Origin of the sequence: Variovorax davisae (assembly GCF_030316845.1) — a bacterium.
GTDB classification, from domain to species: domain Bacteria; phylum Pseudomonadota; class Gammaproteobacteria; order Burkholderiales; family Burkholderiaceae_C; genus Variovorax; species Variovorax davisae.
Genome location: NZ_JASZYS010000010.1, coordinates 231,480 through 254,017 on the forward strand (window position 1 = coordinate 231,480; position 22,538 = coordinate 254,017).

Consider the following 22,538-nt stretch of genomic DNA (forward strand, 5'->3'; position numbering starts at 1 on the left):
CTCTGCGCGAAAGGGGCCGCAGCCCCGCCACAGGAGGACCCGATGACCGCGTCGTTCCGTGATTTCGAGCATGCGGGCTGGACCGACCCCGCGGTGTGCGCCAGCTACGACGACCTCATGGCGGGCCTGACGGCCCAATCGATCGAGGCCCTGCTCGACGGCGCCGGCGTGGCCCCCGGTCAGTCGGTGCTCGACGTGGCGACCGGCGCCGGGCACGCGGCCGGCGCGGCCCAGGCACGCGGCGCCGAGGTCACGGGGATCGACTTCTCGGCCGAGCAGGTGCGCCTCGCCAGGCGCCGCCACCCCGCCGTGCATTTCGAGGAAGGCGATGCCGGCCGGCTGCCGTTCGAGGACCAGCGCTTCGACGCCGTCATCGCCAACTACGGCGTGCTGCATTTCCCCGAGCCCGAGCGCTTTTTCGGCGAGGCCTTCCGGGTGCTGAAACCGGGCGGGCGGCTGGCCTTCACGGTCTGGGATCTGCCGCCGAAGACCCGGCTGTTCGGCGCCGTGCTCGATGCCATCCGCATCCACGGCGCGCTCGACGTCGGGCTGCCGGCGGGCCCCGGCATGTTCATGTTCGCCGACCCGTCGGTGAGCCGCCCCGTGCTCGCCGCGGCCGGCTTCGTGGCGTGCTTCGTGACGCCGGTCCCGCAGACCTTCAGGGCCGCCTCCGGCGAAGCCATCCTGCGGACCCTCAAGACCGCCACGGTGCGCACGCGCGGCACCCTGCAGCGCCAGCAGGACGGCAGCGCGGACGCCATCGACGCCGCGATCCTGCAGGCGCTCGCGCCCTGCCGCAACGCCGAGGGCTACGCGGTGCCGATGCCCGCCATCCTCACGGTGGCGACGCGGCCCTGATCACGAGCCTTGTCAGGACGGCAGCCGGAACAGGCTGGTCGCCTCGAGGTCGAGCACCGGCAGCTCGCGCTGGTTGAAGAGGCGCCAGCGCCAGCGCAGGATGCCCAGGTGCGGCCGCTTCTCGGAGCGCCGTACCTCGATCACGTCGGCCACCAGCCGCAGGCTGTCGCCCGGTCGCACCGGGTTCGGCCACTTGAGGAAGGCCAGCCCCGGCGAGGCGAACGACTCGGAGCCCGCCAGCGCGGCATCGGTGACCAGCCGCATCGCGATCGCGCTGGTGTGCCAGCCGCTCGCGATCAAGCCGCCGAAAGGGCCTTCGCTGGCCGCCTCGGCATCGGTGTGGAACCACTGCGGGTCGTAGGCCCGGGCGAATTGCAGGACTTCCGCTTCGGTGACGAGGTAGGGGCCGGCCTCGATGGCCTGGCCTTCGTGGAAGTCCGCAAATTTCATTAGTAGGTTTCCAGGTGCAGCCGGCCTTCCCGCTTCAGGCCCATGCCGACCTGGTCCCAGTCCAGCCCGGCCTCGGTCGCGACATCGCGCAGCGCGAGCACCACGCCCTCTTCCATGCTCTTCAGGCCGCAGACGTAGAAGTGGGTCTGGCCATCCTTCAGCAGCTCGGCCAGGTCGGCGGCGCGTTCGCGCATCAGGTCCTGCACGTAGCGCTTGGGTTGGCCGGCCGTGCGCGAGAAGGCGAAGTTGATGTCGATGAAGTCCTTCGGCAGGGTCTGCAGCGGACCGAAGTACGGCAGCTCCTGCTGGGTGCGGGCACCGAAGAACAGCATCAGCTTGCCGCCCTCGAACTTGCCGCTCTTGCGCAGCCGCCGGCGCCATTCGGTCATCGCGCGCATCGGCGCGCTGCCGGTGCCGGTGCAGATCATGACGATGTGCGACTTCGGGTGGTTCGGCATCAGGAAGGACGATCCGAAGGGCCCGATCACCTGCACCTTGTCGCCGACCTTGAGGTCGCACACGTAGTTGCTGGCGACGCCGCGCACCGGCTTGCCCTGGTGGTCTTCCAGCACCCGCTTGACGGTCAGCGAGATGTTGTTGTAGCCGGGCCGCTCGCCGTTGCGCGGGCTGGCGATCGAGTACTGGCGCGCGAAATGCGCCTTGCCGTTGGCATCGGTGCCGGGCGGGATGATGCCGATCGACTGGCCTTCCAGCACCGGGAACGGCATGGCGCCGAAGTCGAGCACGATGTGGTGGGTCTGGTTCTCGTAGCCGGCCTCGGTGCAGTTGAAGTTGCCGACCACGGTGGCCGTGGTCGGGCTCTTCGGCGGATGCAGGTTGGTGTAGGCATGGGCCGCCGACCAGGGCGGCACGGTGGCGCCGTACTGGGCCGAATTGAAAGCCACTTCGCCCGCCTCTGCCGCTGGCTGCGGTGGCGCCGCCGGCACCTGCTGCAGCGCCTCCTGCGGCTCGCCCACGCCTTCGGCTTCCAGCTGCTCGGGCGTGAGTTCGGCCGGGAGTTCGTCCCAGGTCAGCTGCTCCTCGATCGAATAGGCGCGCACCACGGGCATGGTGCGCCAGTTGTCGATCGAGCCGGTCGGGCACGGCGAGATGCAGGCCATGCAGCCGTTGCAGACATCGGCGCGGACGACGTAGTTCCGGTCGTCGTGCGTGATCGCATCGACCGGGCAGGTGGCTTCGCAGGTGTTGCAGCGAATGCAGATCTCGGGGTCGATCAGGTGCTGCCTGATGACCGAAACGTCGACTGCCATGTCCATCGTGAGTCTCCTTTATGTCGCCGCGGGGCCGCCTTTCGACGGCGCCGCGGCGCCGTCGATGGTCAACCGAAACGGACGTATTCGAAATCGACCGGCTGGCGGTTGATGCCCATCACCGGCGGCGCGATCCAGCCGGCGAACTTGCCCGGATCGACCACCCGGCCCATCAACGATGCCACGAAAGCGAAGTCGTCGGGCGTCGGCAGCCATTCGTTCTTCTTGGCCGCCCATTCGGCCTCGTTCACCACCCGGCCATCGGGCGACATCTTGATGCCGGCCAGGGCGCCGATCTGGCGGTTGAAGGCCTTGTGCGGCACGGTCAGGCGGGTCGGGATGCCGGCCTTCTCGAGCACCTTGTTCCAGCGCTGCACGCCGGCCACCGAATCCTTGATGAAGTCGTCGCGCAGCACTTCGTTGAGCGCGTTGAGCATCGGCACGTCTTTTTCGACCAGCTGGCCGTTGACCACTTCGAGCACCTTGTAGGTCTGGCCCTTGAGCACGTGGTCGTCGGTGCGCTTGCCCTCTTCGTAGCGGCCCTTGAGGCCCGAGCTGTAGAAGATGGCGGCATTGCTCGACTGGTCGGCGCCGAACAGGTCGATGGTCACGCTGTAGTGGAAGTTCAGGTAGCGCTGGATGGTGCCGAGGTCGATGGCGCCGGCCGCGCGCACCTTCTGCGGGTCGTCGGTCTTGAGCTCGTTCATCACCTGGGCGGTGCGCTGCAGCACCCGCGACACGCCGCTCTCGCCCACGAACATGTGGTGCGCCTCTTCGGTCAGCATGAACTTGGTGGTGCGCGCCAGCGGATCGAAGGCGCTCTCGGCCAGCGCCGACAGCTGGAACTTGCCGTCGCGGTCGGTGAAGTAGGTGAACATGAAGAAGGCCAGCCAGTCGGGCGTCTTCTCGTTGAAGGCGCCCAGGATGCGCGGGTTGTTGGCATCGCCCGACTGGCGCTGCAGCAGCGCCTCGGCTTCCTCGCGGCCGTCGCGGCCGAAGTGCTTGTGCAGCAGGTAGACCATCGCCCACAGGTGGCGGCCCTCCTCGACATTGATCTGGTAGAGGTTGCGCAGGTCGTACATGCTGGGCGCGGTCAGGCCCAGGTGGCGCTGCTGCTCGACCGAGGCCGGCTCGGTGTCGCCCTGCGTGACGATGATGCGGCGCAGGTTGGCGCGGTGCTCGCCGGGCACGTCCTGCCAGGCCTTCTCGCCCTTGTGGTCGCCGAAGTGGATCTCGCGGTTGGCGTCGCCCGGATTCAGGAAGATGCCCCAGCGGTAGTCGCGCATCTTGACGTGGCCGAACTGGGCCCAGCCCTGCGGGTCGACGCTGACGGCCGTGCGCAGGTAGACCTCGTAGGCGGTCGAGCCGTCCGGGCCGACGTCGTCCCACCAGTTGACGAAGTTCGGCTGCCAGCCTTCGAGCGCACGCTGCAGGGTGCGGTCTTCGCCGAGGTTGACGTTATTGGGGATCTTTTCGCTGTAGTTGACCGTGCTCATTTCGTTGTCCTTGGTTCGTTGCGAAGCGGGTGGGATCAGACGCGGTTCAAGTCGAAGCCGGCCTTCTCGCCGGTGCCGTAGACCTTCAGCGCGCCCTTGGGGCCGACCGCGTTCGGGCGGTTGAAGATCCAGTTCTGCCAGGCGGTGAGGCGGCCGAAGATGCGGGTGTTCATGTTCTCCTTGCTGGCGAAGCGCAGGTTGGCCTCCAGGCCGGTCAGCGCGTCGGGCGACATGGCGGCGCGTTCCTCGATCGCCATGCGGATCTCGTCGGCCCAGTCGATGTCGTCGGGCGCCATCGTGACCAGGCCGAGCTGGAGCGCCTCGTCGGCGTCGAGGGCCTTGCCGGCGGCACCGCGGGCGGCTTCCAGCGGCGCGCTCTCTTCATAGAAGCGGCGCTGCAGGCGGCTCTGGTCGTTGACCATCGGGAAGAAGCCGAAATTGAGTTCGTTCAAGCTCAGCTTGGGCGCCTTCTCGGGCGCGTCGGGCAGCGCCAGCATGTAGGCGCGGTCGGCCGCGAAGGCCAGCTCGGCCAGGGTGCCGGCGAAGCAGGAGCCCTCTTCGACCAGTGCGAACAGGCTGCGCGACGAGACGTCGAGCCGGGCCAGCGTGCGGCGCAGTGCGCCGATGGTTTCGCGCACCAGCCAGTGGTCCTGGTGGGCGACCAGCGTGGCGTCGCTGGCCAGCACGGCCTGGGCGTCGCCCTCGGTCTTGAGCAGCCAGGTGCCGATGTCGAGTTCGTTGGTGCGCAGGTTCAGGATCGCGTCGTCGAGCTGGCGCGCCATCGCCAGCGGCCACCAGGCGGCGCCGGCGGCTTCGATCGCGGCGATGTCGGTGGGTTGCGTGCCGGTGGGCGCCTTGATGGTCAGCGTCGCGGTGCGGCGGGCGCGGTCGATGTCGACCGAGACATGGGCGTAGCGCAGGCTGTCGGCGCCGTCCTGGCGCTCCAGGCGGGTCAGGCTCACGCCCTTGCCGTTGGCCGGGCGGTCGCTGCCCTCGGCCAGCTTGGCGGCGCGCTCCTGCACCGCGGCGCCGAACTGGGCCGGCTTGGCGATCGCGTCGACCAGCCGCCAGTCGACCGCGCGCTGGCCGCGCACGCCTTCGACGCTGGTGCAGAAGATGTCGGCCAGGTCATGGCGCACGCGGCGCTTGTCGGTGACGCGGGTCAGGCCGCCGGTGCCGGGCAGCACGCCGAGCAGCGGCACTTCGGGCAGCGAGACCGAGGACGAGCGGTCGTCGACCAGGATGATCTCGTCGCAGGCCAGCGCCAGCTCGTAGCCGCCGCCGGCGCAGGCGCCGTTGACCGCGGCGATGAACTTGAGGCCCGAATGCTTCGAGGTGTCCTCGATGCCGTTGCGGGTCTCGTTGGTGAACTTGCAGAAGTTCACCTTCCAGGCGTGGCTGGAGACGCCGAGCATGAAGATGTTGGCGCCCGAGCAGAAGATCCGGTCCTTGCCGCTGGTGACGATCACCGAGCGGACTTCAGGGTGTTCGAAGCGCACGCGGTTGAGTGCGTCGTTGAGCTCGATGTCGACGCCCAGGTCGTAGCTGTTGAGCTTGAGCTTGTAGCCGGGGCGGATCCCGCCGTCTTCCGCGATGTCGAGCGACAGCCGGGCCACCGGGCCCTCGACGCTGAGCTTCCAGTGGCGGTACTGGGTGGGGTCGGTGCGGTAATCCACGCGAAGGGCTGGGGTGCTGTCGGTCATGCAGGTCTCCTGGGGTGTCGGGGGGCTGGCTAGGAACAATAGTGCACTTATCGATCGCCAGAACATGCATCATGCTGCATGTTCTGGCGCACGTCAACCCTTCGCAGACTTTTTTACCTATGAAAAGACTCAGTCGGCCTGCGCCATCGCCTCGCGCACCGCGGTTCGCAAACGGGCGAAGCTCTGCGCCAGGTCCTGCCCGCCGGTGTCGACGCTGAGGTCGGCCTTCGAATAGAACGCGGCCCGCCCGCTCAGGATGCGCCGCAGGTCGTCCATGGCTTCCTTGCTGGCCGCCATCGGGCGGGTGTCGCCCTGGGCCGCCACCCGGCCCATGTGCTCCTCGGGCGCGGCCTGCAGCCAGACCGTGGTGCAGTGCGCCAGCAGCTGGTTGAAGGTGGCCGGGTCGGAGACGATGCCGCCGGGCGTGGCGATCACCACCTCGCCGTAGATCTGCACGGTTTCCTCGAGCGCGCGGCGCTCGTAGCGGCGGTAGGCGTTGGTGCCGTAGAGGTCGTGGATCTCGCGCACGCTGCAGCCGGCGATCTTCTCGATCTCGCGGCTCAGCTCGATGAAGGGCATGTCCAGGTCGTCGGCCAGCATCTGGCCGAGCGTGGACTTGCCGGCGCCGCGCAGCCCGATCAGCGCGATGCGCCGGTGCCGCGCCGGGTCGCCGGCCGCGGTGCCGAGCAGTTCGCCGAGCGCGATCCGGGCCCGCCGCAGGTCGGCCTCGCTGCGGTCCTCGAGCAGTTCGCGGATCAGCAGCCACTCGGGCGAAATGGTCGTGACGTCGCCGACCAGCTCGGCCAGCGAGCACTGCAACGCGCTCGCGACCTGCTGCAGCACCAGGATCGAGGCGTTGCCGATCCCGTATTCGAGGTTCGCCAGGTGGCGCTCCGAGACGTCGGCCGCCAGCGCCACCGCCTTGCGCGTGAGGCCGCGGCGCGCACGCAGGTTGCGCACGCGCTCGCCGAGCGCCGCCAGCAGGGGGTTCTTGGCTTCCTCGGCCGGCGCCGGGACTTCGGGAGAGGCGGACAGCACCGCCTCCTCAGCTCGCTGGTTCATGACTCGCTTTCGCTCTGCCGGCGCTTCGGCTTCAGGGTTAACACCAGTACATGCATTATATTGCTTGACACCTCAGGAGTCGGTGCTTATGGTTCGCTCACAGGCAAGATACTGCACGCAGGCAATTGCCGCAAGTTCAACCCCACGCATGAACACGCCCATGTCCAAAGACAGCTTCCACCAACTCGTTGCGGACCTCACCGGCCAGATCGCCGGCCGCCCGCTCGACCAGGATCTCGACCAGTGGCTCAACAGCCAGCACGGCGCCGGCAGCCCCAGCTTCGAAAAGCTCCGGCAGGCCTGCATCGACGGCGTCGCCGAAGGCTGGCTGTGCGAGCGCGAAGGCGGCGGCATCCGCTACGGGCGGGTCTTCAAGGCCGAGGATGCACTGAGCCGATTCTCGGTCGACGTGGTCGACATGCGCGACCTCGCCGGGCCGCACCACACGCATCCCAACGGCGAGATCGATTTGATCATGCCGCTCGAGGGCGACGCGACCTTCGACGGTCGGCCGGCCGGCTGGTGCGTCTACCCGCCCGGCAGCGCCCATCACCCGACCGTCGCCCAGGGACGCGCGCTGGTCCTCTATCTGCTGCCCGAAGGGCAGATCAGCTTCACGAAATGACCGAACTCCTCCCCAACCACGTCGCCGGCCGCTGGCAGGCCGGCAGCGGCGCCGGCACGGCGCTCTTCGATCCGGTGCTCGGCACTGAACTGGCGCGGGTCGACGCCACCGGGCTCGACCTGCCCGCCGCCTTCCGCTTCGCCCGCGACAGCGGCGGGGCCGCGCTGCGCGCCCTGACCTACCGCGAACGCGCCGGCCTGCTGGCCGCGATCGTCAAGGTGCTGCAGGCCAACCGCGACAGCTACTACGAGATCGCCACCGCCAACTCGGGCACGGTGAAGAACGATTCGGCGGTCGACATCGACGGCGCGATCTTCACGCTCGGCCAGTACGCCAAGTGGGGCGATGCGCTCGGCGACGTGCGCGCGCTGCGCGACGGCGATGCCGCCAGGCTCGGCAAGGAGCCGGTCTTCCTGTCGCAGCACCTGCAGGTGCCGACGCGCGGCGTGGCGCTGTTCATCAACGCCTTCAACTTCCCCTCCTGGGGCCTCTGGGAGAAGGCCGCCCCGGCGCTGCTGTCGGGCGTGCCGGTGATCGTCAAGCCCGCCACCTCGACCGCCTGGCTCACGCAGCGCATGGTGCGCGACGTGGTCGAGGCCGGCGTGCTGCCGGCCGGCGCCCTGTCGGTGATCTGCGGCAGCTCGGCCGGCCTGATGGACCAGCTCCAGCCCTTCGACGTGGTGTCCTTCACCGGCTCGGCCGAAACCGGCGCCGTGATCCGCTCGCACCCGGCCGTGGCCCAGCGCTCGGCGCGCGTCAACATCGAGGCCGACAGCCTCAACTCGGCGCTGCTGCTGCCCGACGCCGCGCCCGGCAGCGAGGCCTTCAACCTGCTGGTGCGCGAAGTGGTGCGCGAGATGACCGTGAAGTCGGGCCAGAAGTGCACCGCGATCCGTCGCATCCTGGTGCCCGCCGCGGTCTACGACGCGGCCGCCGAAGCCATCGGCGCCAAGCTGGCGGGCGTCACGGTCGGCAATCCGCGCAACGAGAGCGTGCGCATGGGCGCGCTGGTGAGCCGGGCCCAGCTGGCCGCGGTGCGCGAGGGGCTGGCAGCGCTCAAGACCCAGGCCGCCGTGCTGCACGACGGCAGCGGCAAGGCCTTGGTCGACGCCGACCCGGCCGTCGCAGCCTGCATCGGCCCGGTGCTGCTCGGCGCACGCGATGCCGACGCGGCCGGTCGCGTGCACGACATCGAGGTCTTCGGCCCGGTCGCCACGCTGCTGCCCTACCGCGATCTCGACCATGCGGTGGCGCTCGCCCAGCGCGGCCAGGGCTCGCTCGTGACCTCGTTGTACGGCGCCGACGATGCCGCGCTCGGCCAGGCGGCGGTGCAGCTGGCCGCCAGCCACGGCCGCGTGCACGTGATCTCGCCCGAGGTGGCGCAGGCCCAGACCGGCCACGGCAACGTGATGCCGATGTCGATGCACGGCGGCCCGGGCCGCGCCGGCGGCGGCGCCGAGCTCGGCGGCCTGCGGGCGCTGGACTTCTATCACCGCAAGAGCGCGGTGCAGGCCAGCCCCGCGGTGCTGGCGCAGCTCGGCATCCAGTAGGCCGAAGCAAGACGAGACGATCCGAGGAGACGCACGATGACCCTGCCCGACACCTTCAACTTCGCCGAGCACCTGTTCGCGCTGAACCGCGGCCGCGCCACCAAGGCGGCCTACATCGACGACCGCGGCGCGCTCGGCTACGGCCAGCTCGAGGACCGCGCGCGCCGGCTGGCCACCGCCCTCCTCGCCAGCGGCATCCGCCGCGAGGACCGCGTGCTGCTGCTGATGCTCGACGGCAGCGACTGGCCGGTCAGCTTCCTGGGCAGCCTCTATGCGGGCGTGGTGCCGGTGGCGGTCAACACGCTGCTCACGGCCGACGACTACGCCTACATGCTGGCCCACAGCGGCGCCACCGCGGCGCTGGTGTCGGGCGCGCTGCTGCCGGTGCTGCAGGAGGCGATCGAAAAGGGCGCCCACCCGCTTCGCGCGCTGTTCGTGTCGCAGCCGACGGGCGCCCTGCCCGACGGTGCGCAGAACTTCGACTCGGCCATCGCGGCCAGCGAGCCGCTCGCGGCGCCGGCCGCCACCACGCCGCAGGACCATGCCTTCTGGCTCTATTCCTCGGGCTCCACCGGCAAGCCCAAGGGCACGGTCCACACCCACGGCAACCCCTGGTGGACCGCCGAGCTGTACGGCAAGCCGGTGCTGGGCCTGGCCGAGGACGACGTCTGCTTCTCGGCCGCCAAGATGTACTTCGCCTACGGCCTGGGCAACGCGCTGACCTTCCCGCTGTCGGTCGGCGCCACGGTGCTGCTGATGGCCGAGCGGCCGACGCCCGATGCCACCTTCAAGCGCTGGACGGGTGCGCACAAGCCAACCGTCTTCTTCGGTGCCCCCACCGGCTTCGCCGGCATGCTGGCCTCGCCCCATCTGCCGGCGCGCGAGGCGGTCGCGCTGCGCATGTGCTCCTCGGCCGGCGAAGCCCTGCCGGGCGAGATCGCCCAGCGCTTCAAGGCCCACTTCGGCTGCGAGATCGTCGACGGGATCGGTTCGACCGAGATGCTGCACATCTTCATCTCCAACCGGCCCGGCGACATCCGCTACGGAACCACCGGCCGCCCGGTCGAGGGCTACGAGATCGCGCTGCGCGGCGAGGACGGCCAGCCGGTCGCGGACGGCGAAGTCGGCGACCTCTACATCAAGGGCCCGAGCACGGCCACCATGTACTGGGGCAACCCGGAGAAAAGCGCCGAGACCTTCCGAGACGGCTGGACCAAGAGCGGCGACAAGTACTCGCGCGACGCCGACGGCTACTACACCTACGCCGGCCGCAGCGACGACATGCTCAAGGTGAGCGGCATCTACGTCTCGCCCTTCGAGGTCGAGGCCACGCTGATGCAGCACCCGGCGGTGCTCGAGGCCGCGGTGATCGGCAAGGAAGACGCCGACGGCCTGACCAAGACCAAGGCCTACGTGGTGTGCAAGGACGGCCAGTCGGTCGGCGAGGACGCGCTCAAGGCCTTCGTCAAGGAGCGCCTGGCGCCCTACAAGTACCCGCGCTTCATCGAGTTCGTGGACGAACTGCCGAAGACCGCCACGGGCAAGATCCAGCGCTTCCGCCTGCGCGAACGGGAACAGCAAAAGTGACGCCCGACTCCGAATTTGCCGCCATCCGCTGGCGGGGGAAAGAGGTGCGCGTCGAATACCAGCGCATCGCACCCGAGCGCAGCGAGGCCCCGCTGCTGGTCTTCCTGCACGAAGGCCTGGGCTCGATCTCGATGTGGAAGGATTTCCCCGAGCGCCTGTGCACCGCCGGCGGCTTCCGCGGCCTGGTGTTCTCGCGCCCCGGCTACGGCCGCTCGACGCCGCGCGATGCCGACGAGACCTGGGACGTCGACTTCATGCACCGCCAGGCGCACGAGGTGCTGCCGGCCTTCTTCGAGGCCATCGGCCTCGAGGAAAAGCCCTGGCTGTTCGGCCACAGCGACGGCGGCTCGATCGCGCTGCTGTACGCGGCGCGCTTCCCCGACCGCGTGGCCGGGCTGGTGGTCATGGCGCCGCACATCCTGGTCGAGGACGTGACGGTCGCCAACATCGAGCTGGCGCGCCAGGCCTACCTGGAGACCGACCTGCGGCAGAAGCTCGGGCGCTACCACGACGACGTCGACTCCGCCTTCTGGGGCTGGAACCGGATCTGGCTGCACCCGCCCTTCAGGCTATGGAACATCGAGCCCGAGCTCGACGCCATCCGCTGCCCGGTGCTGGCGATCCAGGGCGTCGACGACGAGTACGGCACCCTGCGCCAGATCCGCGGCATCGCCGAGCGCGTGCCCCAGACCCGGCTGCTGGAGATTCCCGACTGCGGGCATTCCCCGCATCGCGATCAGCCCGAAACGGCGATAGTGGCGACCGCTTCATTTGTCAAGGCAGAAAACTCCCCCTGAAGACCCGCCCGCCCGCGCGAGCGGAACGGTGTCCCTGGGGGAAACTCTTACTTGAGTCATGAATAGTTTAGCTGTAAAGTAATTTCAATCAACCGAAGGAGACAGTTCATGAGCCACCGCATCGCTCGCACCACCCTCACCGCCCTGGCGCTCGCATGTGTCGCCACGCTCGGGCACGCCCAGCAGGGCAAGCTGAAGGTGGGCCTGATGCTGCCTTTCAGCGGCACCTACGCCGCGCTCGGCGTCGCGATCGAGAACGGCTTCCGGCTGCGCCTGGAGGAGCAGGGCGGCAAGTTCGCCGGCCGCGAGATCGAATTCGTCAAGGTCGACGACGAGTCGGACCCGGCCAAGGCCACCGACAACGTCAACAAGCTGATCAAGCGCGACAACGTCGACGTCATCATCGGCACGGTGCATTCGGGCGTGGCGATGGCGATGGCCAAGGCGGCCAAGGAAAGCGGCACCGTGCTGATCGTGCCGAACGCCGGCGCCGACGCGGTCACCGGCCCGATGTGCGCCCAGAACATCTTCCGCAGCTCGTTCTCGAACTGGCAGCCGGCCTACGCGATGGGCGAGGTCTCCGGCAAGCAGGGCAAGAAGAAGGCGATGACCATCACCTGGAAGTACGCGGCCGGCGACGAATCGGTGGCCGGCTTCAAGGAAGGCTTCGAGAAGGCCGGCGGCAAGGTCGACAAGCAGCTCACGGTGCCGTTCCCGAACGTCGAGTTCCAGGCTCTCTTGACCGAGATCGCGGCGGCCAAGCCCGACGTGGTGTATGCCTTCTTCGCCGGCGGCGGCGCGGTCAAGTTCGTCAAGGACTATGCGGCGGCCGGCCTCAACAAGACCATCCCGCTGGTCGGCCCCGGCTTCCTGACCGACGGCACGCTCGAAGCGCAGGGCGATGCTGCCCAAGGCATGCAGACCACGCTGCACTACGCCGACGGCCTGAACACGCCGCGCGACACGGCCTTCCGCACCGCCTACGCCAAGAGCTTCAAGCTGCAGCCCGATGTGTACGCGGTGCAGGGCTATGACGCGGCGCAGATCCTCGGCATCGGCCTCGCGGCCGTGAAGGGCGACATCTCGAAGAAGGCCGAGTTCGCCGCCGCGGTCGAGAAGGCCAAGATCGACAGCCCGCGCGGCACGTTCACCATGAACAAGGCGCACAACCCGGTGCAGGACGTCTACCTGCGCAAGGTCGAGGGCAACGAGAACAAGCTGGTGAACATCGCCGTCAAGAACCTCGCCGACCCCGCGCGCGGCTGCAAGCTGTAATCGAGAGCGAAGACACTGCATGGACTTCGGTACCTTTCTCGTTCAGTGCCTGAACTCCGTGCAGTACGGACTGCTGCTGTTCCTGGTCGCTTCCGGCCTGACGCTGATCTTCGGCATCATGGGCGTCATCAACCTGGCGCACGGCAGCTTCTACATGCTCGGGGCCTACATGGCCTTCGCGCTGTCGCCGCTGTTCGGTGACCAGTTCATCGTGATGCTGGCGGCCGGCGTGGTGCTGGCCGCCGTGTTCGGCTACCTGCTCGAGTGGGCGTTCTTCAGCTACCTCTACCAGCGCGACCACCTGCAGCAGGTGCTCATGACCTACGGGCTGATCCTGGTGTTCGAGGAGCTGCGCTCGATCCTGGTCGGCAACGACGTCCACGGCGTCAAGGCGCCGCCCTGGCTCGAGGGCAGCTTCGCGCTCGGCGACCTGATGAGCTACCCCTGGTACCGGCTGTTCGCCTCGGCCGCCTGCGTGGTGCTGGCGGTCGGGCTCTACTACGTGGTCAACCGCACGCGCCTGGGCATGATGATCCGCGCCGGCGCCAGCAACCGCGACATGGTGCGCGGGCTGGGCATCGACATCCGCCGGCTCTACCGCATCGTGTTCGCGGCCGGCGTCGCGCTCGCCGCGCTGGCCGGCATGATCGCGGCGCCGATGTCGTCGGTCTACCCGGGCATGGGCGCCAGCGTCCTGATCATCTGTTTCGTGGTGGTGGTGATCGGCGGCATCGGCTCGATCACCGGCGCCCTGGTGGCCTCGCTGCTGGTCGGCTTCGTCGACACCTTCGGCAAGGTCTTCTTCGCCGAGCTGAGCGGCATGGGCGTCTACGTGCTGATGGCGATCGTTCTGATATGGCGCCCGGAAGGCCTGATGGGGCGCAAGGTCTGACATGCAACGCCTCTCCCATTCCATCCCCCTCTTGTGCGCCATCGTGCTGGCGGTGTTCGGCCCCATGCTGAGCCCCTACCTGTCCGACCTGGTGGTCAAGGTGATGATCCTGTCGATCTTCGCTTTGAGCCTCGAACTGCTGGTCGGCATGACCGGCCTCGTGAGCCTGGGCCACGCGGCCTTCTACGGCATCGGCGCCTACGCGACGGTGCTCGGCTCGGGCAAGGACGGCGGCTCGATCGCACTGCTGCTGCCCCTGGCCATGGGCTCGGCCGCGGCCTATGCGCTGGCGGTCGGGGCGCTGAGCCTGCGCACCCGCGGCGTCTACTTCATCATGGTCACGCTGGCGTTCGCGCAGATGGCCTTCTTCGTCTTCCACGACACCGCCCTGGGCGGCGGCAGCGACGGCATCTACATGTACATCCGCCCGACCCTCGGCGCCCTCGACATGGAAAACCGCTACACGCAGTTCTACGTCGTGCTGGCCGCGCTGGTGCTGACCTACGGCCTGCTGGCGCTGATCCGGCGCTCGCGCTTCGGTGCCGCGCTGGCCGGCATCCGGGTCAACGAGCAGCGCATGCGCGCGGCCGGCTTCGCGGTCTACGGCTACAAGCTCGCGGCCTTCGTGATCGCCGGCGCGCTGGCCGGGCTCGCGGGCTTCCTGCTGGCGTCGCGCGACGGCGTCGTCAACCCCGAACTGCTGGCCTGGCACAACTCGGGCGAGGTGCTGCTGATGATCATCCTGGGCGGCCTCGGCCACCTGCGCGGCGCGGTGATCGGCGCGGTCGCCTTCACGCTGCTGAAAGAGCTGCTCTCCACCCATGCGCTGGTCGGGCCGCTGGCCGACCACTGGCAGCTCACGCTGGGGCTGGCGATCATCGCCTTCGTGGCGCTGCTGCCCAAGGGGATCATCGGCATCGCGGCGCGCCTGTCGCCCGCGGCGGCCAAGCCGCCGAAGGGAGCTGCCGCATGACCACCCTGCTCGCGGTCGAATCGCTCACCCGCCGCTTCGGTGGCCTGGTCGCGGTCAATGCGGTCAACCTGGACCTGCGGCGCGGCGAGGTGCACGCGGTGATCGGCACCAACGGCGCCGGCAAGTCGACCCTGATCAACATGCTCTCGGGCGAGATCGATGCGTCGGACGGCCGCATCTCGCTCGACGGCGAAGACATCACGACCCGCGCGCAGTTCCGCCGCGCGCTGGCCGGCGTCGGCCGCAGCTACCAGCGGACCACGATCTTCCCCGAGTTCACGGTGCTGGAAAACTGCCGGCTCGCGGCGCAGGCCGCGAATCCGCGGCCGTGGGCCATCTGGCAATCGTCCAGCCACTGCGCCGAAAGCAATGCGTCGGCCCGCGAGGCGCTGGCCGCGGCCGGCCTCGACGGCGTGGCCGAGCGCATCGCCGGCACGCTGAGCCATGGCGCCAAGCGCCAGCTCGAGGTCGCGATGTGCCTGGCGACCCGGCCGCGCGTGCTGCTGCTCGACGAACCGCTGGCCGGCATGGGCGCCGAGGAAACCGAGCGCATGCTGGGGCTGCTCACGCGGCTCAAGGCCTCGCACGCGATCCTGCTGGTGGAGCATGACATGGACGCGGTGTTCCGCATCGCCGACCGCATCACGGTGATGGTCAACGGCACCGTGATCGCGACCGGCGACCCGGATGCGATCCGGACCAATCCCGAAGTGCGGACGGCCTACCTCGGCGAGGACCACTGATGCTCCAGATCGAAGCCCTCAACACCTACTACGGCGACAGCCACATCCTGCGCGGTGTCGACGTCGCGATGCCGGCCGCCACCTCGGTCGGCCTGCTCGGACGCAACGGCATGGGCAAGACCACGCTGATCCGCTCGCTGATGGGCTACGTGCGGCCGGCCTCGGGGCGCGTGCGGCTCGACGACCAGGACGTGACCGGCTGGACGCCCGAGAAGATGGCGCGGCGCGGCATCGGCTACGTGCCCGAAGGGCGCGGCATCTTCCCCAACCTGTCGGTGCGCGAGAACCTCGTGATGAGCGCACGCGCCGGCATCGACGGCCAGCGAGACTGGACCTTCGACCGCGTGATGGCGACCTTCCCGCGGCTCACCGAGCGGCTGTCGCACGGCGGCCAGCAGCTGTCGGGCGGCGAGCAGCAGATGCTGTCGATCGGCCGCGCGCTGATGACCAACCCGCGGCTCATGATCCTCGACGAGGCCACCGAAGGCCTGGCGCCGCTGATCGTGGCCGAGATCTGGCGCGTGATCGCCGGCATCCGCTCGACCGGCATCGCGACCCTGATCGTCGACCGCGACTGGCGCCGCGTGCTCGGCCACACCGACCTCGCGGTGGTGATGGAAAAGGGCCGCATCGTGCGCCACGGGGCGTCGGCCGAACTGCTCGCCGAGCCGGCCGTGCTGGAAGAACTGCTGGGCGTCTGAGCGGGGTCGCGCTGCTCGCGCGCAGGCCCGATCCTTCAAGGAATCGCGCGGCGCTCCCCGCCCGTTCCCGGAACCAAGGAAGAAAAATGCCGAACAACCGCCGACGCGTGGCCGCCCTCCTTGTCGCCGCCTTCCTCGGAACCCTCGCCGCAGGCGCCTCGGCGGCCGCCGGGGAAACGCTCAAAAGCGGCGCCTAACTCGTGACGGTCGGCGGCCGCACCGACTGCCACACGCCCGACCTTCGTCATCAACGTGCTGCCGGCCGACGCCTACAACGCCATGCCCGAAGCCGCCGCCCGGCAAGTAGGACGTCACGGTGCCGCCGCGAGGCTGGCGGTCTGTGCCCCCCAGCCACCGCCCAGGGCCTTGAACAAGCCCACCGACGCCTGCAGCCGCGCCAGCTGCAGCTGCGCCCCGCCGTCGAGCACCGCGTACAGCGTGCGCTGCGCATCGAGCAGCGTGAGCGAGGTCTCGGCGCCTGCGCGGTAGCGCGACTCGGCGATCGCGAGCGCCCGCCGCGCCTGCTTCTCCTGCTCGGCCTGGGTCGCGCGCTGCGCCTCCAGGCTGGCGAGCGCCTGCAGCGCCGCGTGCGCGTCGGCGAAGGCGGCCACGATGCTTGCCCGGTAGCCGGCCAGCAGTTCCTCTTTGCGCGCCACGGCGAGGTCGCGCCCGGACGCCAGCCTCCCGGCATCGAAGATTGGCGCCGCCAGACCCGCCGCCAGCGTGTACAGCGGCGACTCGAACAGGTCGCGCCAGCGCCCGCCCCCGGTGCCCACGCCGCCCGACAGCGACAGGCTCGGCAGCATCGCCGCCCGCGCCACCGCGATGTCGGCATCGGCGGCGGCCAGCCGGGCCTCGGCGCGGGCGACGTCCGGCCGCCGCGCCAACAGGTCCGAGGGCAGGCCGTCGTCGACGTCCGGCACCCGCAGGGCGACGAGGCTGCCGGCCGCCGGCGCCGTCGGCGCCTGCCGGCCCAGCCAGGTCGCCAGCACGATGCGGCTGTCGTCGGCCTCGCGTTGCAGCTGCTGCAGCGCGCGCCGCTGGGCCGCCACGATGCCGCGCTGCTGCGCCAGTTCGAGCGGCGCCGCGGCCCCCGCGCGCTGGCGTGCCTCGACCAGCGCCAGCAGCCGCTCGGCATCCGCGAGATTGAGTTCGGCGATCGCCACCCGGTCGCGCAGGCCGACGGTCTGCAGCCACGCGGCGACCGTGCCCGCGGTCACCGTGAGGGCCACCGCGTCGCGCTCGAAGCGGCTGGCGCGCCAGTCGGCGTGCGCGCCTTCGCGCAAGCCGCCCAGGCCGCCCCAGAGATCGACCTCGTAGCGCGCGACCAGGCTGGCGGCGTAGGCATTGCCGGCCACCGGCGCATCGCCGCGCCAGCGCCCTTCGCGGCTGGCGCCGGCCGCCAGCGAGACGCTGGGCCACAGGCTGGCGTCGGCGCCGCGCGCCAGCGCCCCGGCCTGGCGCACGCGCGCCGCCGCGGCCGCGACGTCGAGGTTCTGCGCCTGCGCTTCGGCGACCAGCGCGGCCAGCTCGGTGCTGCCGAAGGCGTGCCACCAGGCCTGGTGGTCGGCGCTGGCGGCACCGGGCGCTGTCGGCGCGGGTGGGGCAGCGGCACAGGCGGCCAGGACCAGCACCATCGGGACCAGCAGGCCGCGCAGCCAGGGGTTCGTCATTCTTGTCTTCCTCATTCGCTCGACAGTGCGACCACCGGGTCGAGTCCCGCCGCCTGGCGCGCCGGCATGAACCCGAACACCAGCCCGGTGGCGGTGGCGCAGACAAAGGCGCCGGCGATCGCGCGCAGCGAGAAGATCAGGGGCACGCCCGCGACGATCAGCCCGGCGCCGATCGCCAGCCCGATGAGCACGCCGGCGCTGCCCCCGACCACCGACACCAGCACCGCCTCGGTCAGGAACTGGCGCAGGATGTCGCTGCGGCGGGCACCGGTCGCCATCCGGATGCCGATCTCGCGGGTGCGCTCGCGCACGGTCATCAGCATCACGTTCATCACGCCGATGCCGCCGACCAGCAGCGAGACGGCGGCGATCAGGCCCAGCAGCAGGGTCATCGTGTCCTCGGTCCTGGCCTTGGCCGCGATCGCGGCGGCGGCGTTGCCGATGCGGTAGTCGCGGATGCCGTGGCGCTCGAACATCAGCTCGTCGACCGCCTTCTCGGCCGCGTCGACGCTGGCGCCTTCACGCACCGCCATCGCGGTGTAGGTCGGCTCGCGCTGGCCGAAGACTTTCACGCCCGCGGTCGAGAAGGGCATCAGCAGCAGGTCGTCGTAGCTCTGGTCGCCCGCGGCGGCGCCCTTCTCGGCCATCACGCCGACGACCTGGAACGGCATGTTCTCGATCAGGATGCGGCGGCCGACCGGGTTCGGCACCTCGGGCATCAGGTCGCGCGCCAGCTTGTGGCCGAGCACCGCCACCGCCGCCAGGTCGCGGTCGTCCTCGGCGCTGAAGAAGCCGCCGAGCCGCACCGGCCAGCTCTGCACCTCGGGCATCGCGGCGCCGGTGCCGCGCACGTAGGTCTGCAGGTCCTTCTCGCCAAAGCGCACCACCTTGTTGCCGGTGACGTTGGGCAGCACATGCGACAGCAGCGGCAGATCGCCCACCGCCTGCAGGTCGGCCAGGGTGACGCTGCGGCCCGGAATGCGCGAGCTGGCGCCGACCGAGCTCATGTAGAGCAGGTTGGCGCCGAAGGCGCTGGCCTGCGCCACCACCTGGTGGCGGGCGCCGAGGCCGACGGCCAGCATCACGATCACCGAGGCGACGCCGATCACGATGCCCAGCAGGGTCAGGCTGGTGCGGAAGCGGTTGATCCACATCACGCGCCAGGCGGCCCGGCAGGCGTCGCGCAGCTCGGTCGAGAGCGACGGGCCCCGCGATTCGCCCGCCGGCTCGACCTGGGCACGCGCGGCCGACCGCGGCGGCGCCGCGCGCGCGCTGTCGGCCACGACGAGGCCGTCGCGGATCTCGACCACGCGCCGCGCGGCGGCGGCGACTTCGCGGTCGTGCGTGATGATGACCACGGTGTGGCCGGCATCGGCCAGCTCCTCCAGCAAGGCCATCACTTCGGCGCCGCTCTTCGAGTCGAGCGCGCCGGTCGGCTCGTCGGCCAGGATCACGCGGCCGCCGTTCATGAGCGCCCGCGCGATCGACACCCGCTGCTGCTGCCCGCCCGACAGCTGGTGCGGCCGGTGGCCGAGCCGGTCGCCCAGGCCCAGCCGGTCGAGCAGGGCCTGCGAGCGCGCGTGGCGCGCCGCTTCGGGCTGGCCGGCATAGATCGCCGGCACCTCGACGTTCTCCTGCGCCGACTCGGTGGCGATCAGGTGATAGCCCTGGAACACGAAGCCGAAGGCCTCGCGCCGCAGCCGGGCCAGCTCGTCGGCATCGAGCATCGCGACGTCGCGGCCGTCGAAGCGGTAGGTGCCGGCGCTCGGCCGGTCGAGGCAGCCCAGCAGGTGCATCAAGGTCGACTTGCCCGAGCCCGAGGCGCCGACGATGGCGACGAACTCGCCGGCCTCGATGCGCAGCGACACGCCGCGCAGCACCTCGACCGCCGGCGCGCCGCCGCGGCCGCCGTAGTGCTTGCGCAGGCCGTCGAGCGCGATCAGCGGCGGGCGCGGGCCAGCCTCGGCGTTCAAAACTGGAATCTCCGCACGCCGCTGCCCGCGGGCCGCTCGGCCGTCACCAGCCGGTCGCCCTCGGCCAGCCCCTCGAGCACCTCGGCCGTGAGCCGGTCGCGCACGCCGATGCGCAGTTCGCGCGGCTCGGGCTGGCCGTCGGCACGCAGCACGCGCGCCTTGTAGCGGCCCGGCTGCCCGGCCACCGGCTGCAGCGCCGGCAATGGCGCGGTCAGCACGCCGCGCGCCGCGGCCGTCACGAAGGACACCTGCGCCGTCATCTGCGGCATCAGTTCGCCGTCGGCATTCTCGACGTCGAACAGCACCGTGTAGAGCACGACCTTGCTGGTGGTCGGCGCGAGCGCCGTCCCGGCGGCCTTGCCTTCCGGCTGCTGCGGCGCCGGCAGCACCTGCCGGACCGTGCCGCTCCAGCGCCGCTTGGCCTGCCCCGGCGTGCCGCCGAGGGTGCTGAAGTGCACCGGCATGCCGGCCCGCACCCGCCGCACCTCGGCCTCGGACACCTCGGTCCACACGGTCATCGCCGACAGGTCGGCGATGCGCAGCACGTTGGGCGTCTGGTAGGCGGCGTTGAGGGTCTGGCCCTCGCGGGCGTCGAGCGCCACCACGGTGCCGGCCATGGGCGCGTCGATGCGGGTGTAGCCGAGCTGGGCCAGGTTGCCCTTCAGGGTCGACTGCGCCTGGTCGATCTGGGCCTTCAGGTGGTCGATGCGCGCGGCGGTCCGGTCGCGCTCGGCCTCGGCGGCCTGCACGTCCTCGTCGCGGGTGGCGCCGTCGCGCGCCATCTGCTGCTGGCGCGCATGCTGGTGGCGTGCGAGGCGATGGCTGGCCTGCTGGTCGGCCAGCTGCGCCTGGAGCCCGGCCAGCGCCGCGCGGCTGGCGTCCACGGTCGACTGCTGCACCGTGGGGTCGATCTCGGCCAGCAGCTGCCCCTTCGCGACCGCGTCGCCGGCGCGCACGTGCAGCCGCCGCACCTGGCCCGAGACCTGGGCGCCGACGTCGACGTACTTGCGCGGCTGCAGCGTGCCGATGGCGTCCACGGTGGCCTCGATGTCGCCGCGGCCGATGGTGGCGGTCTCGTAGCCGCCGTCGCCGGCGCGGCCGCCGGCCCACAGTGCCGCCGCCCCGGCCAGCGCCAGCAGCGCGACCAGGGCCGCCCAGCGCCGTCGGCGGGCGGGGCTTCGGCCAGGCCGCGCGGGGCCCGGGTTCATGGGGTTCTGAAAGCTCATGCAGGGATGACGCGCGAGCCGGGATTTCGGGTAGTCCGGCGCAGCCTTGAAGGAGTACTTACATCTATAATGCGAATCGTTATCAATTGCATCCGCAAAAGTCCTCTGCCAGAAAGCCGATCCGTGTCGCCGCACCATCAGGAATTCCATGATCTGTACGTGGCGCACCACGGATGGCTGCGCGGCTGGCTCATGGGCCGGCTGCGCTGCGGCTTCACGGCCGCCGACCTGACGCAGGACACCTTCGTCAACCTGATGGAGCAGCCGGCGCCGCCGGTGCTGCGGCAGCCGCGCGCCTTCCTGCAGGTGGTCGCCAGCCGGCTCATGATCAACCGATTCCGGCGCATGACCATCGAGGCCGAGGTGCTGCGCACGATCGGCTGGATGGCCGAGGACGAGCAGGCGGCCAGCGCCGAAGACCTGGCCTCGACCCGCCAGCTGCTGGGCCAGGTGCTGGCCATGCTGGCCAACGAGCTCGACGTCAAGAGCCGCACCGCCTTCCTCATGGCACGGGTCGACGGCCATTCCTACCGCGAGATCGCGGCGCATCTGGGGGTGTCCGAAACCCGCGTCAAGCAGTACCTGGCCAAGGTGCTGCTGCACTTCCACGCCCGCATGGCGAGCGCCGCGGCCCAGCCCGTCGCCTGCCATGACTGAGGCGGCGCTGGCGCCGCAGAGCATCGAGGAGCAGGCCGCACTCTGGGTCGTGCGGCTCGACGAGGCGGCGGCCGACGGCGCCACCCGCGCCGACTGCGCCCGCTGGTGCGCCGAGGACCCCCGGCACGCGCGCGCGCTCGACGCCATGCGCCGCATGTGGGAGGCGGTGACGCCGCAGACGCCGGTGCCGGCGCGGCGTGCGGCGCGCCCGCTCGGCGCGCGCCATGCGGGGGCCCTGCTGGCGGTCGTCGCCGGCATGGCCTGGCTGGGCAGCGCCCTGCCCCTGCGCGTCTGGCTGGCCGACGAGCGCACCGCGGTCGGCGAGGTGCGCCAGCTGACGCTGGCCGACGGCAGCCGGGTCACGCTCAACAGCGACAGCGCCATCGACATCGACTTCTCCGGCGACAAGCGCCGCCTGCGGCTGCGCCGCGGCGAGGTCTACGTCGAGGTGGCGAAGAGCAGTGCCCCCTTCGTGGTGATCGACCGCGACGGTGCCGCCCGCGCACTCGGCACCCGCTACGCGGTGCGGCGCGACGCCGACGAGACGACCGTGACCGTGACCGAGTCGCGCGTCTGGGTGCGGCCGCGGGCGGCGGTGGACAAGGGCGCCGAGTTGTCGGCCGGCGAGCAGGCCGCCTTCGACCGCAACGGCATGACCCGCCCGGCCGAAGCCGCGCCGCCCGGCGCGCTGGCCTGGCGCCAGGGACGGCTGGTGTTCCAGGATGCGCCGGTGGCCGAGGTGCTGCGCCAGCTGGCGCGCTACCGCTCGGGCCTGCTGCTGGCCGACGAGCCCGCGCTGGCCGGCCTGCGCTTCACCGGCGTGCTGCCGGCGACGCAGGGCGACGAGGCGCTGGCGGTGCTGGCGGCCGCGCTGCCGCTCGAGGTGTCGCGCCTCTCGCCCTGGCTGGTGCGGGTGTCGGCGCGCCCGCGTCCGCCCGCGCCCCAGGCCGCGCGCTGAAGGAATTTGCGCCGGCCCCTACCCGAAATCGCGGGCCGATTGTCATAGGTGGTGAGAAGGAGTTCACC

General features: G+C 70.6%; 20 protein-coding genes. 12 read left to right on the top strand and 8 right to left on the bottom strand.

The features are described 5' to 3' along the window. Nucleotides 1-42: 42 nt before the first annotated feature. Nucleotides 43-858 carry a class I SAM-dependent methyltransferase gene (locus QTI33_RS23020; RefSeq protein ID WP_286508663.1) on the top strand — a complete coding sequence of 272 codons (816 nt, stop codon included), beginning with the start codon at nucleotides 43-45 and terminating at the stop codon, nucleotides 856-858. Between the two features lie 12 nt (nucleotides 859-870). On the opposite strand, the gene QTI33_RS23025 is transcribed toward QTI33_RS23020, so the two are convergent. The 5 genes from QTI33_RS23025 to QTI33_RS23045 form a co-directional block, all read right to left on the bottom strand. After that, on the bottom strand, nucleotides 871-1,308 hold the full coding sequence (locus tag QTI33_RS23025; RefSeq protein ID WP_286508664.1) for a MaoC family dehydratase: 438 nt from the start codon (nucleotides 1,306-1,308) through the stop codon (nucleotides 871-873). Beyond that, nucleotides 1,308-2,585 (bottom strand): benzoyl-CoA 2,3-epoxidase subunit BoxA, encoded by a 1,278-nt coding sequence (gene boxA, locus QTI33_RS23030; protein WP_286508665.1) that lies wholly within the window; start codon nucleotides 2,583-2,585, stop codon nucleotides 1,308-1,310. The genes QTI33_RS23025 and boxA overlap by 1 nt, the downstream gene beginning before the upstream one ends. Before the next feature lie 62 nt (nucleotides 2,586-2,647). Beyond that, on the bottom strand, nucleotides 2,648-4,075 hold the full coding sequence (gene boxB, locus QTI33_RS23035; RefSeq protein WP_286508666.1) for a benzoyl-CoA 2,3-epoxidase subunit BoxB: 1,428 nt from the start codon (nucleotides 4,073-4,075) through the stop codon (nucleotides 2,648-2,650). 35 nt (nucleotides 4,076-4,110) lie between these two features. Further along, complete coding sequence (boxC, locus tag QTI33_RS23040) at nucleotides 4,111-5,778, bottom strand: 2,3-epoxybenzoyl-CoA dihydrolase (protein WP_286508667.1); 1,668 nt, start codon at nucleotides 5,776-5,778, stop codon at nucleotides 4,111-4,113. 129 nt (nucleotides 5,779-5,907) lie between these two features. Beyond that, entirely contained in the window at nucleotides 5,908-6,840 is a 933-nt protein-coding gene (locus QTI33_RS23045) for a helix-turn-helix transcriptional regulator (RefSeq protein WP_286508668.1), read from the bottom strand. A gap of 160 nt (nucleotides 6,841-7,000) precedes the next feature. On the opposite strand from QTI33_RS23045, the gene QTI33_RS23050 reads away from it, so the two are divergent. The 9 genes from QTI33_RS23050 to QTI33_RS23090 all read left to right on the top strand — a co-directional run bounded on the left by QTI33_RS23050 (nucleotide 7,001) and on the right by QTI33_RS23090 (nucleotide 15,983). Beyond that, nucleotides 7,001-7,465, top strand: coding sequence for a 4-hydroxylaminobenzoate lyase (locus tag QTI33_RS23050; protein ID WP_286508669.1), 465 nt, complete (start codon nucleotides 7,001-7,003; stop codon nucleotides 7,463-7,465). Further along, complete coding sequence (locus QTI33_RS23055) at nucleotides 7,462-9,015, top strand: 3,4-dehydroadipyl-CoA semialdehyde dehydrogenase (protein ID WP_286508670.1); 1,554 nt, start codon at nucleotides 7,462-7,464, stop codon at nucleotides 9,013-9,015. The genes QTI33_RS23050 and QTI33_RS23055 overlap by 4 nt, the downstream gene beginning before the upstream one ends. A 36-nt stretch (nucleotides 9,016-9,051) precedes the next feature. After that, nucleotides 9,052-10,602, top strand: a complete 1,551-nt coding sequence (locus tag QTI33_RS23060; protein ID WP_286508671.1) for a benzoate-CoA ligase family protein — start codon at nucleotides 9,052-9,054, stop codon at nucleotides 10,600-10,602. Next, on the top strand, nucleotides 10,599-11,399 hold the full coding sequence (locus tag QTI33_RS23065; protein ID WP_286508672.1) for an alpha/beta fold hydrolase: 801 nt from the start codon (nucleotides 10,599-10,601) through the stop codon (nucleotides 11,397-11,399). Before QTI33_RS23060 ends, QTI33_RS23065 begins: the two co-directional genes overlap by 4 nt. A 108-nt stretch (nucleotides 11,400-11,507) precedes the next feature. Then, nucleotides 11,508-12,674: an ABC transporter substrate-binding protein gene (locus tag QTI33_RS23070; RefSeq protein ID WP_286508673.1), complete on the top strand. Its 1,167-nt coding sequence runs from the start codon at nucleotides 11,508-11,510 to the stop codon at nucleotides 12,672-12,674. A 19-nt stretch (nucleotides 12,675-12,693) separates the two neighbouring features. Next, nucleotides 12,694-13,566 carry a branched-chain amino acid ABC transporter permease gene (locus QTI33_RS23075; RefSeq protein ID WP_286508674.1) on the top strand — a complete coding sequence of 291 codons (873 nt, stop codon included), beginning with the start codon at nucleotides 12,694-12,696 and terminating at the stop codon, nucleotides 13,564-13,566. A 1-nt stretch (nucleotide 13,567) separates the two neighbouring features. Beyond that, nucleotides 13,568-14,539, top strand: coding sequence for a branched-chain amino acid ABC transporter permease (locus QTI33_RS23080; protein ID WP_286508675.1), 972 nt, complete (start codon nucleotides 13,568-13,570; stop codon nucleotides 14,537-14,539). Beyond that, nucleotides 14,536-15,282 (top strand): ABC transporter ATP-binding protein, encoded by a 747-nt coding sequence (locus tag QTI33_RS23085; RefSeq protein ID WP_286508676.1) that lies wholly within the window; start codon nucleotides 14,536-14,538, stop codon nucleotides 15,280-15,282. Before QTI33_RS23080 ends, QTI33_RS23085 begins: the two co-directional genes overlap by 4 nt. Continuing rightward, nucleotides 15,282-15,983, top strand: coding sequence for an ABC transporter ATP-binding protein (locus QTI33_RS23090; protein ID WP_286508677.1), 702 nt, complete (start codon nucleotides 15,282-15,284; stop codon nucleotides 15,981-15,983). Before QTI33_RS23085 ends, QTI33_RS23090 begins: the two co-directional genes overlap by 1 nt. 311 nt (nucleotides 15,984-16,294) lie before the next feature. On the opposite strand, the gene QTI33_RS23095 is transcribed toward QTI33_RS23090, so the two are convergent. From QTI33_RS23095 to QTI33_RS23105, 3 genes are read right to left on the bottom strand one after another with little or no spacing between them, the layout of a single operon-like run. Next, entirely contained in the window at nucleotides 16,295-17,656 is a 1,362-nt protein-coding gene (locus QTI33_RS23095) for an efflux transporter outer membrane subunit (RefSeq protein ID WP_286508678.1), read from the bottom strand. A gap of 11 nt (nucleotides 17,657-17,667) precedes the next feature. After that, entirely contained in the window at nucleotides 17,668-19,629 is a 1,962-nt protein-coding gene (locus QTI33_RS23100) for a MacB family efflux pump subunit (protein ID WP_286508679.1), read from the bottom strand. Continuing rightward, nucleotides 19,626-20,837: an efflux RND transporter periplasmic adaptor subunit gene (locus QTI33_RS23105; RefSeq protein WP_286508680.1), complete on the bottom strand. Its 1,212-nt coding sequence runs from the start codon at nucleotides 20,835-20,837 to the stop codon at nucleotides 19,626-19,628. The genes QTI33_RS23100 and QTI33_RS23105 overlap by 4 nt, the downstream gene beginning before the upstream one ends. 141 nt (nucleotides 20,838-20,978) lie before the next feature. Here QTI33_RS23105 and QTI33_RS23110 point away from each other — a divergent pair, with 141 nt between their 5' ends. Both QTI33_RS23110 and QTI33_RS23115 read left to right on the top strand, forming a co-directional pair. Further along, nucleotides 20,979-21,512: a sigma-70 family RNA polymerase sigma factor gene (locus QTI33_RS23110; RefSeq protein ID WP_286508681.1), complete on the top strand. Its 534-nt coding sequence runs from the start codon at nucleotides 20,979-20,981 to the stop codon at nucleotides 21,510-21,512. Then, nucleotides 21,505-22,470, top strand: a complete 966-nt coding sequence (locus tag QTI33_RS23115; RefSeq protein ID WP_286508682.1) for a FecR family protein — start codon at nucleotides 21,505-21,507, stop codon at nucleotides 22,468-22,470. Before QTI33_RS23110 ends, QTI33_RS23115 begins: the two co-directional genes overlap by 8 nt. The last annotated feature ends 68 nt before the right edge of the window (nucleotides 22,471-22,538 follow it).

Coding starts and splice junctions, on each gene's coding strand:
- QTI33_RS23095 (WP_286508678.1), bottom strand. CDS start 17,656: ATGACGAACCCCTGGCTGCGCGGCCTGCTGGTCCCGATGGTGCTGGTC.
- QTI33_RS23045 (WP_286508668.1), bottom strand. CDS start 6,840: ATGAACCAGCGAGCTGAGGAGGCGGTGCTGTCCGCCTCTCCCGAAGTC.
- QTI33_RS23055 (WP_286508670.1), top strand. CDS start 7,462: ATGACCGAACTCCTCCCCAACCACGTCGCCGGCCGCTGGCAGGCCGGC.
- QTI33_RS23115 (WP_286508682.1), top strand. CDS start 21,505: ATGACTGAGGCGGCGCTGGCGCCGCAGAGCATCGAGGAGCAGGCCGCA.
- QTI33_RS23060 (WP_286508671.1), top strand. CDS start 9,052: ATGACCCTGCCCGACACCTTCAACTTCGCCGAGCACCTGTTCGCGCTG.
- QTI33_RS23020 (WP_286508663.1), top strand. CDS start 43: ATGACCGCGTCGTTCCGTGATTTCGAGCATGCGGGCTGGACCGACCCC.
- QTI33_RS23080 (WP_286508675.1), top strand. CDS start 13,568: ATGCAACGCCTCTCCCATTCCATCCCCCTCTTGTGCGCCATCGTGCTG.
- boxB (WP_286508666.1), bottom strand. CDS start 4,075: ATGAGCACGGTCAACTACAGCGAAAAGATCCCCAATAACGTCAACCTC.
- QTI33_RS23090 (WP_286508677.1), top strand. CDS start 15,282: ATGCTCCAGATCGAAGCCCTCAACACCTACTACGGCGACAGCCACATC.
- QTI33_RS23070 (WP_286508673.1), top strand. CDS start 11,508: ATGAGCCACCGCATCGCTCGCACCACCCTCACCGCCCTGGCGCTCGCA.
- boxC (WP_286508667.1), bottom strand. CDS start 5,778: ATGACCGACAGCACCCCAGCCCTTCGCGTGGATTACCGCACCGACCCC.
- QTI33_RS23025 (WP_286508664.1), bottom strand. CDS start 1,308: ATGAAATTTGCGGACTTCCACGAAGGCCAGGCCATCGAGGCCGGCCCC.
- QTI33_RS23085 (WP_286508676.1), top strand. CDS start 14,536: ATGACCACCCTGCTCGCGGTCGAATCGCTCACCCGCCGCTTCGGTGGC.
- boxA (WP_286508665.1), bottom strand. CDS start 2,585: ATGGACATGGCAGTCGACGTTTCGGTCATCAGGCAGCACCTGATCGAC.
- QTI33_RS23050 (WP_286508669.1), top strand. CDS start 7,001: ATGTCCAAAGACAGCTTCCACCAACTCGTTGCGGACCTCACCGGCCAG.
- QTI33_RS23105 (WP_286508680.1), bottom strand. CDS start 20,837: ATGAACCCGGGCCCCGCGCGGCCTGGCCGAAGCCCCGCCCGCCGACGG.
- QTI33_RS23075 (WP_286508674.1), top strand. CDS start 12,694: ATGGACTTCGGTACCTTTCTCGTTCAGTGCCTGAACTCCGTGCAGTAC.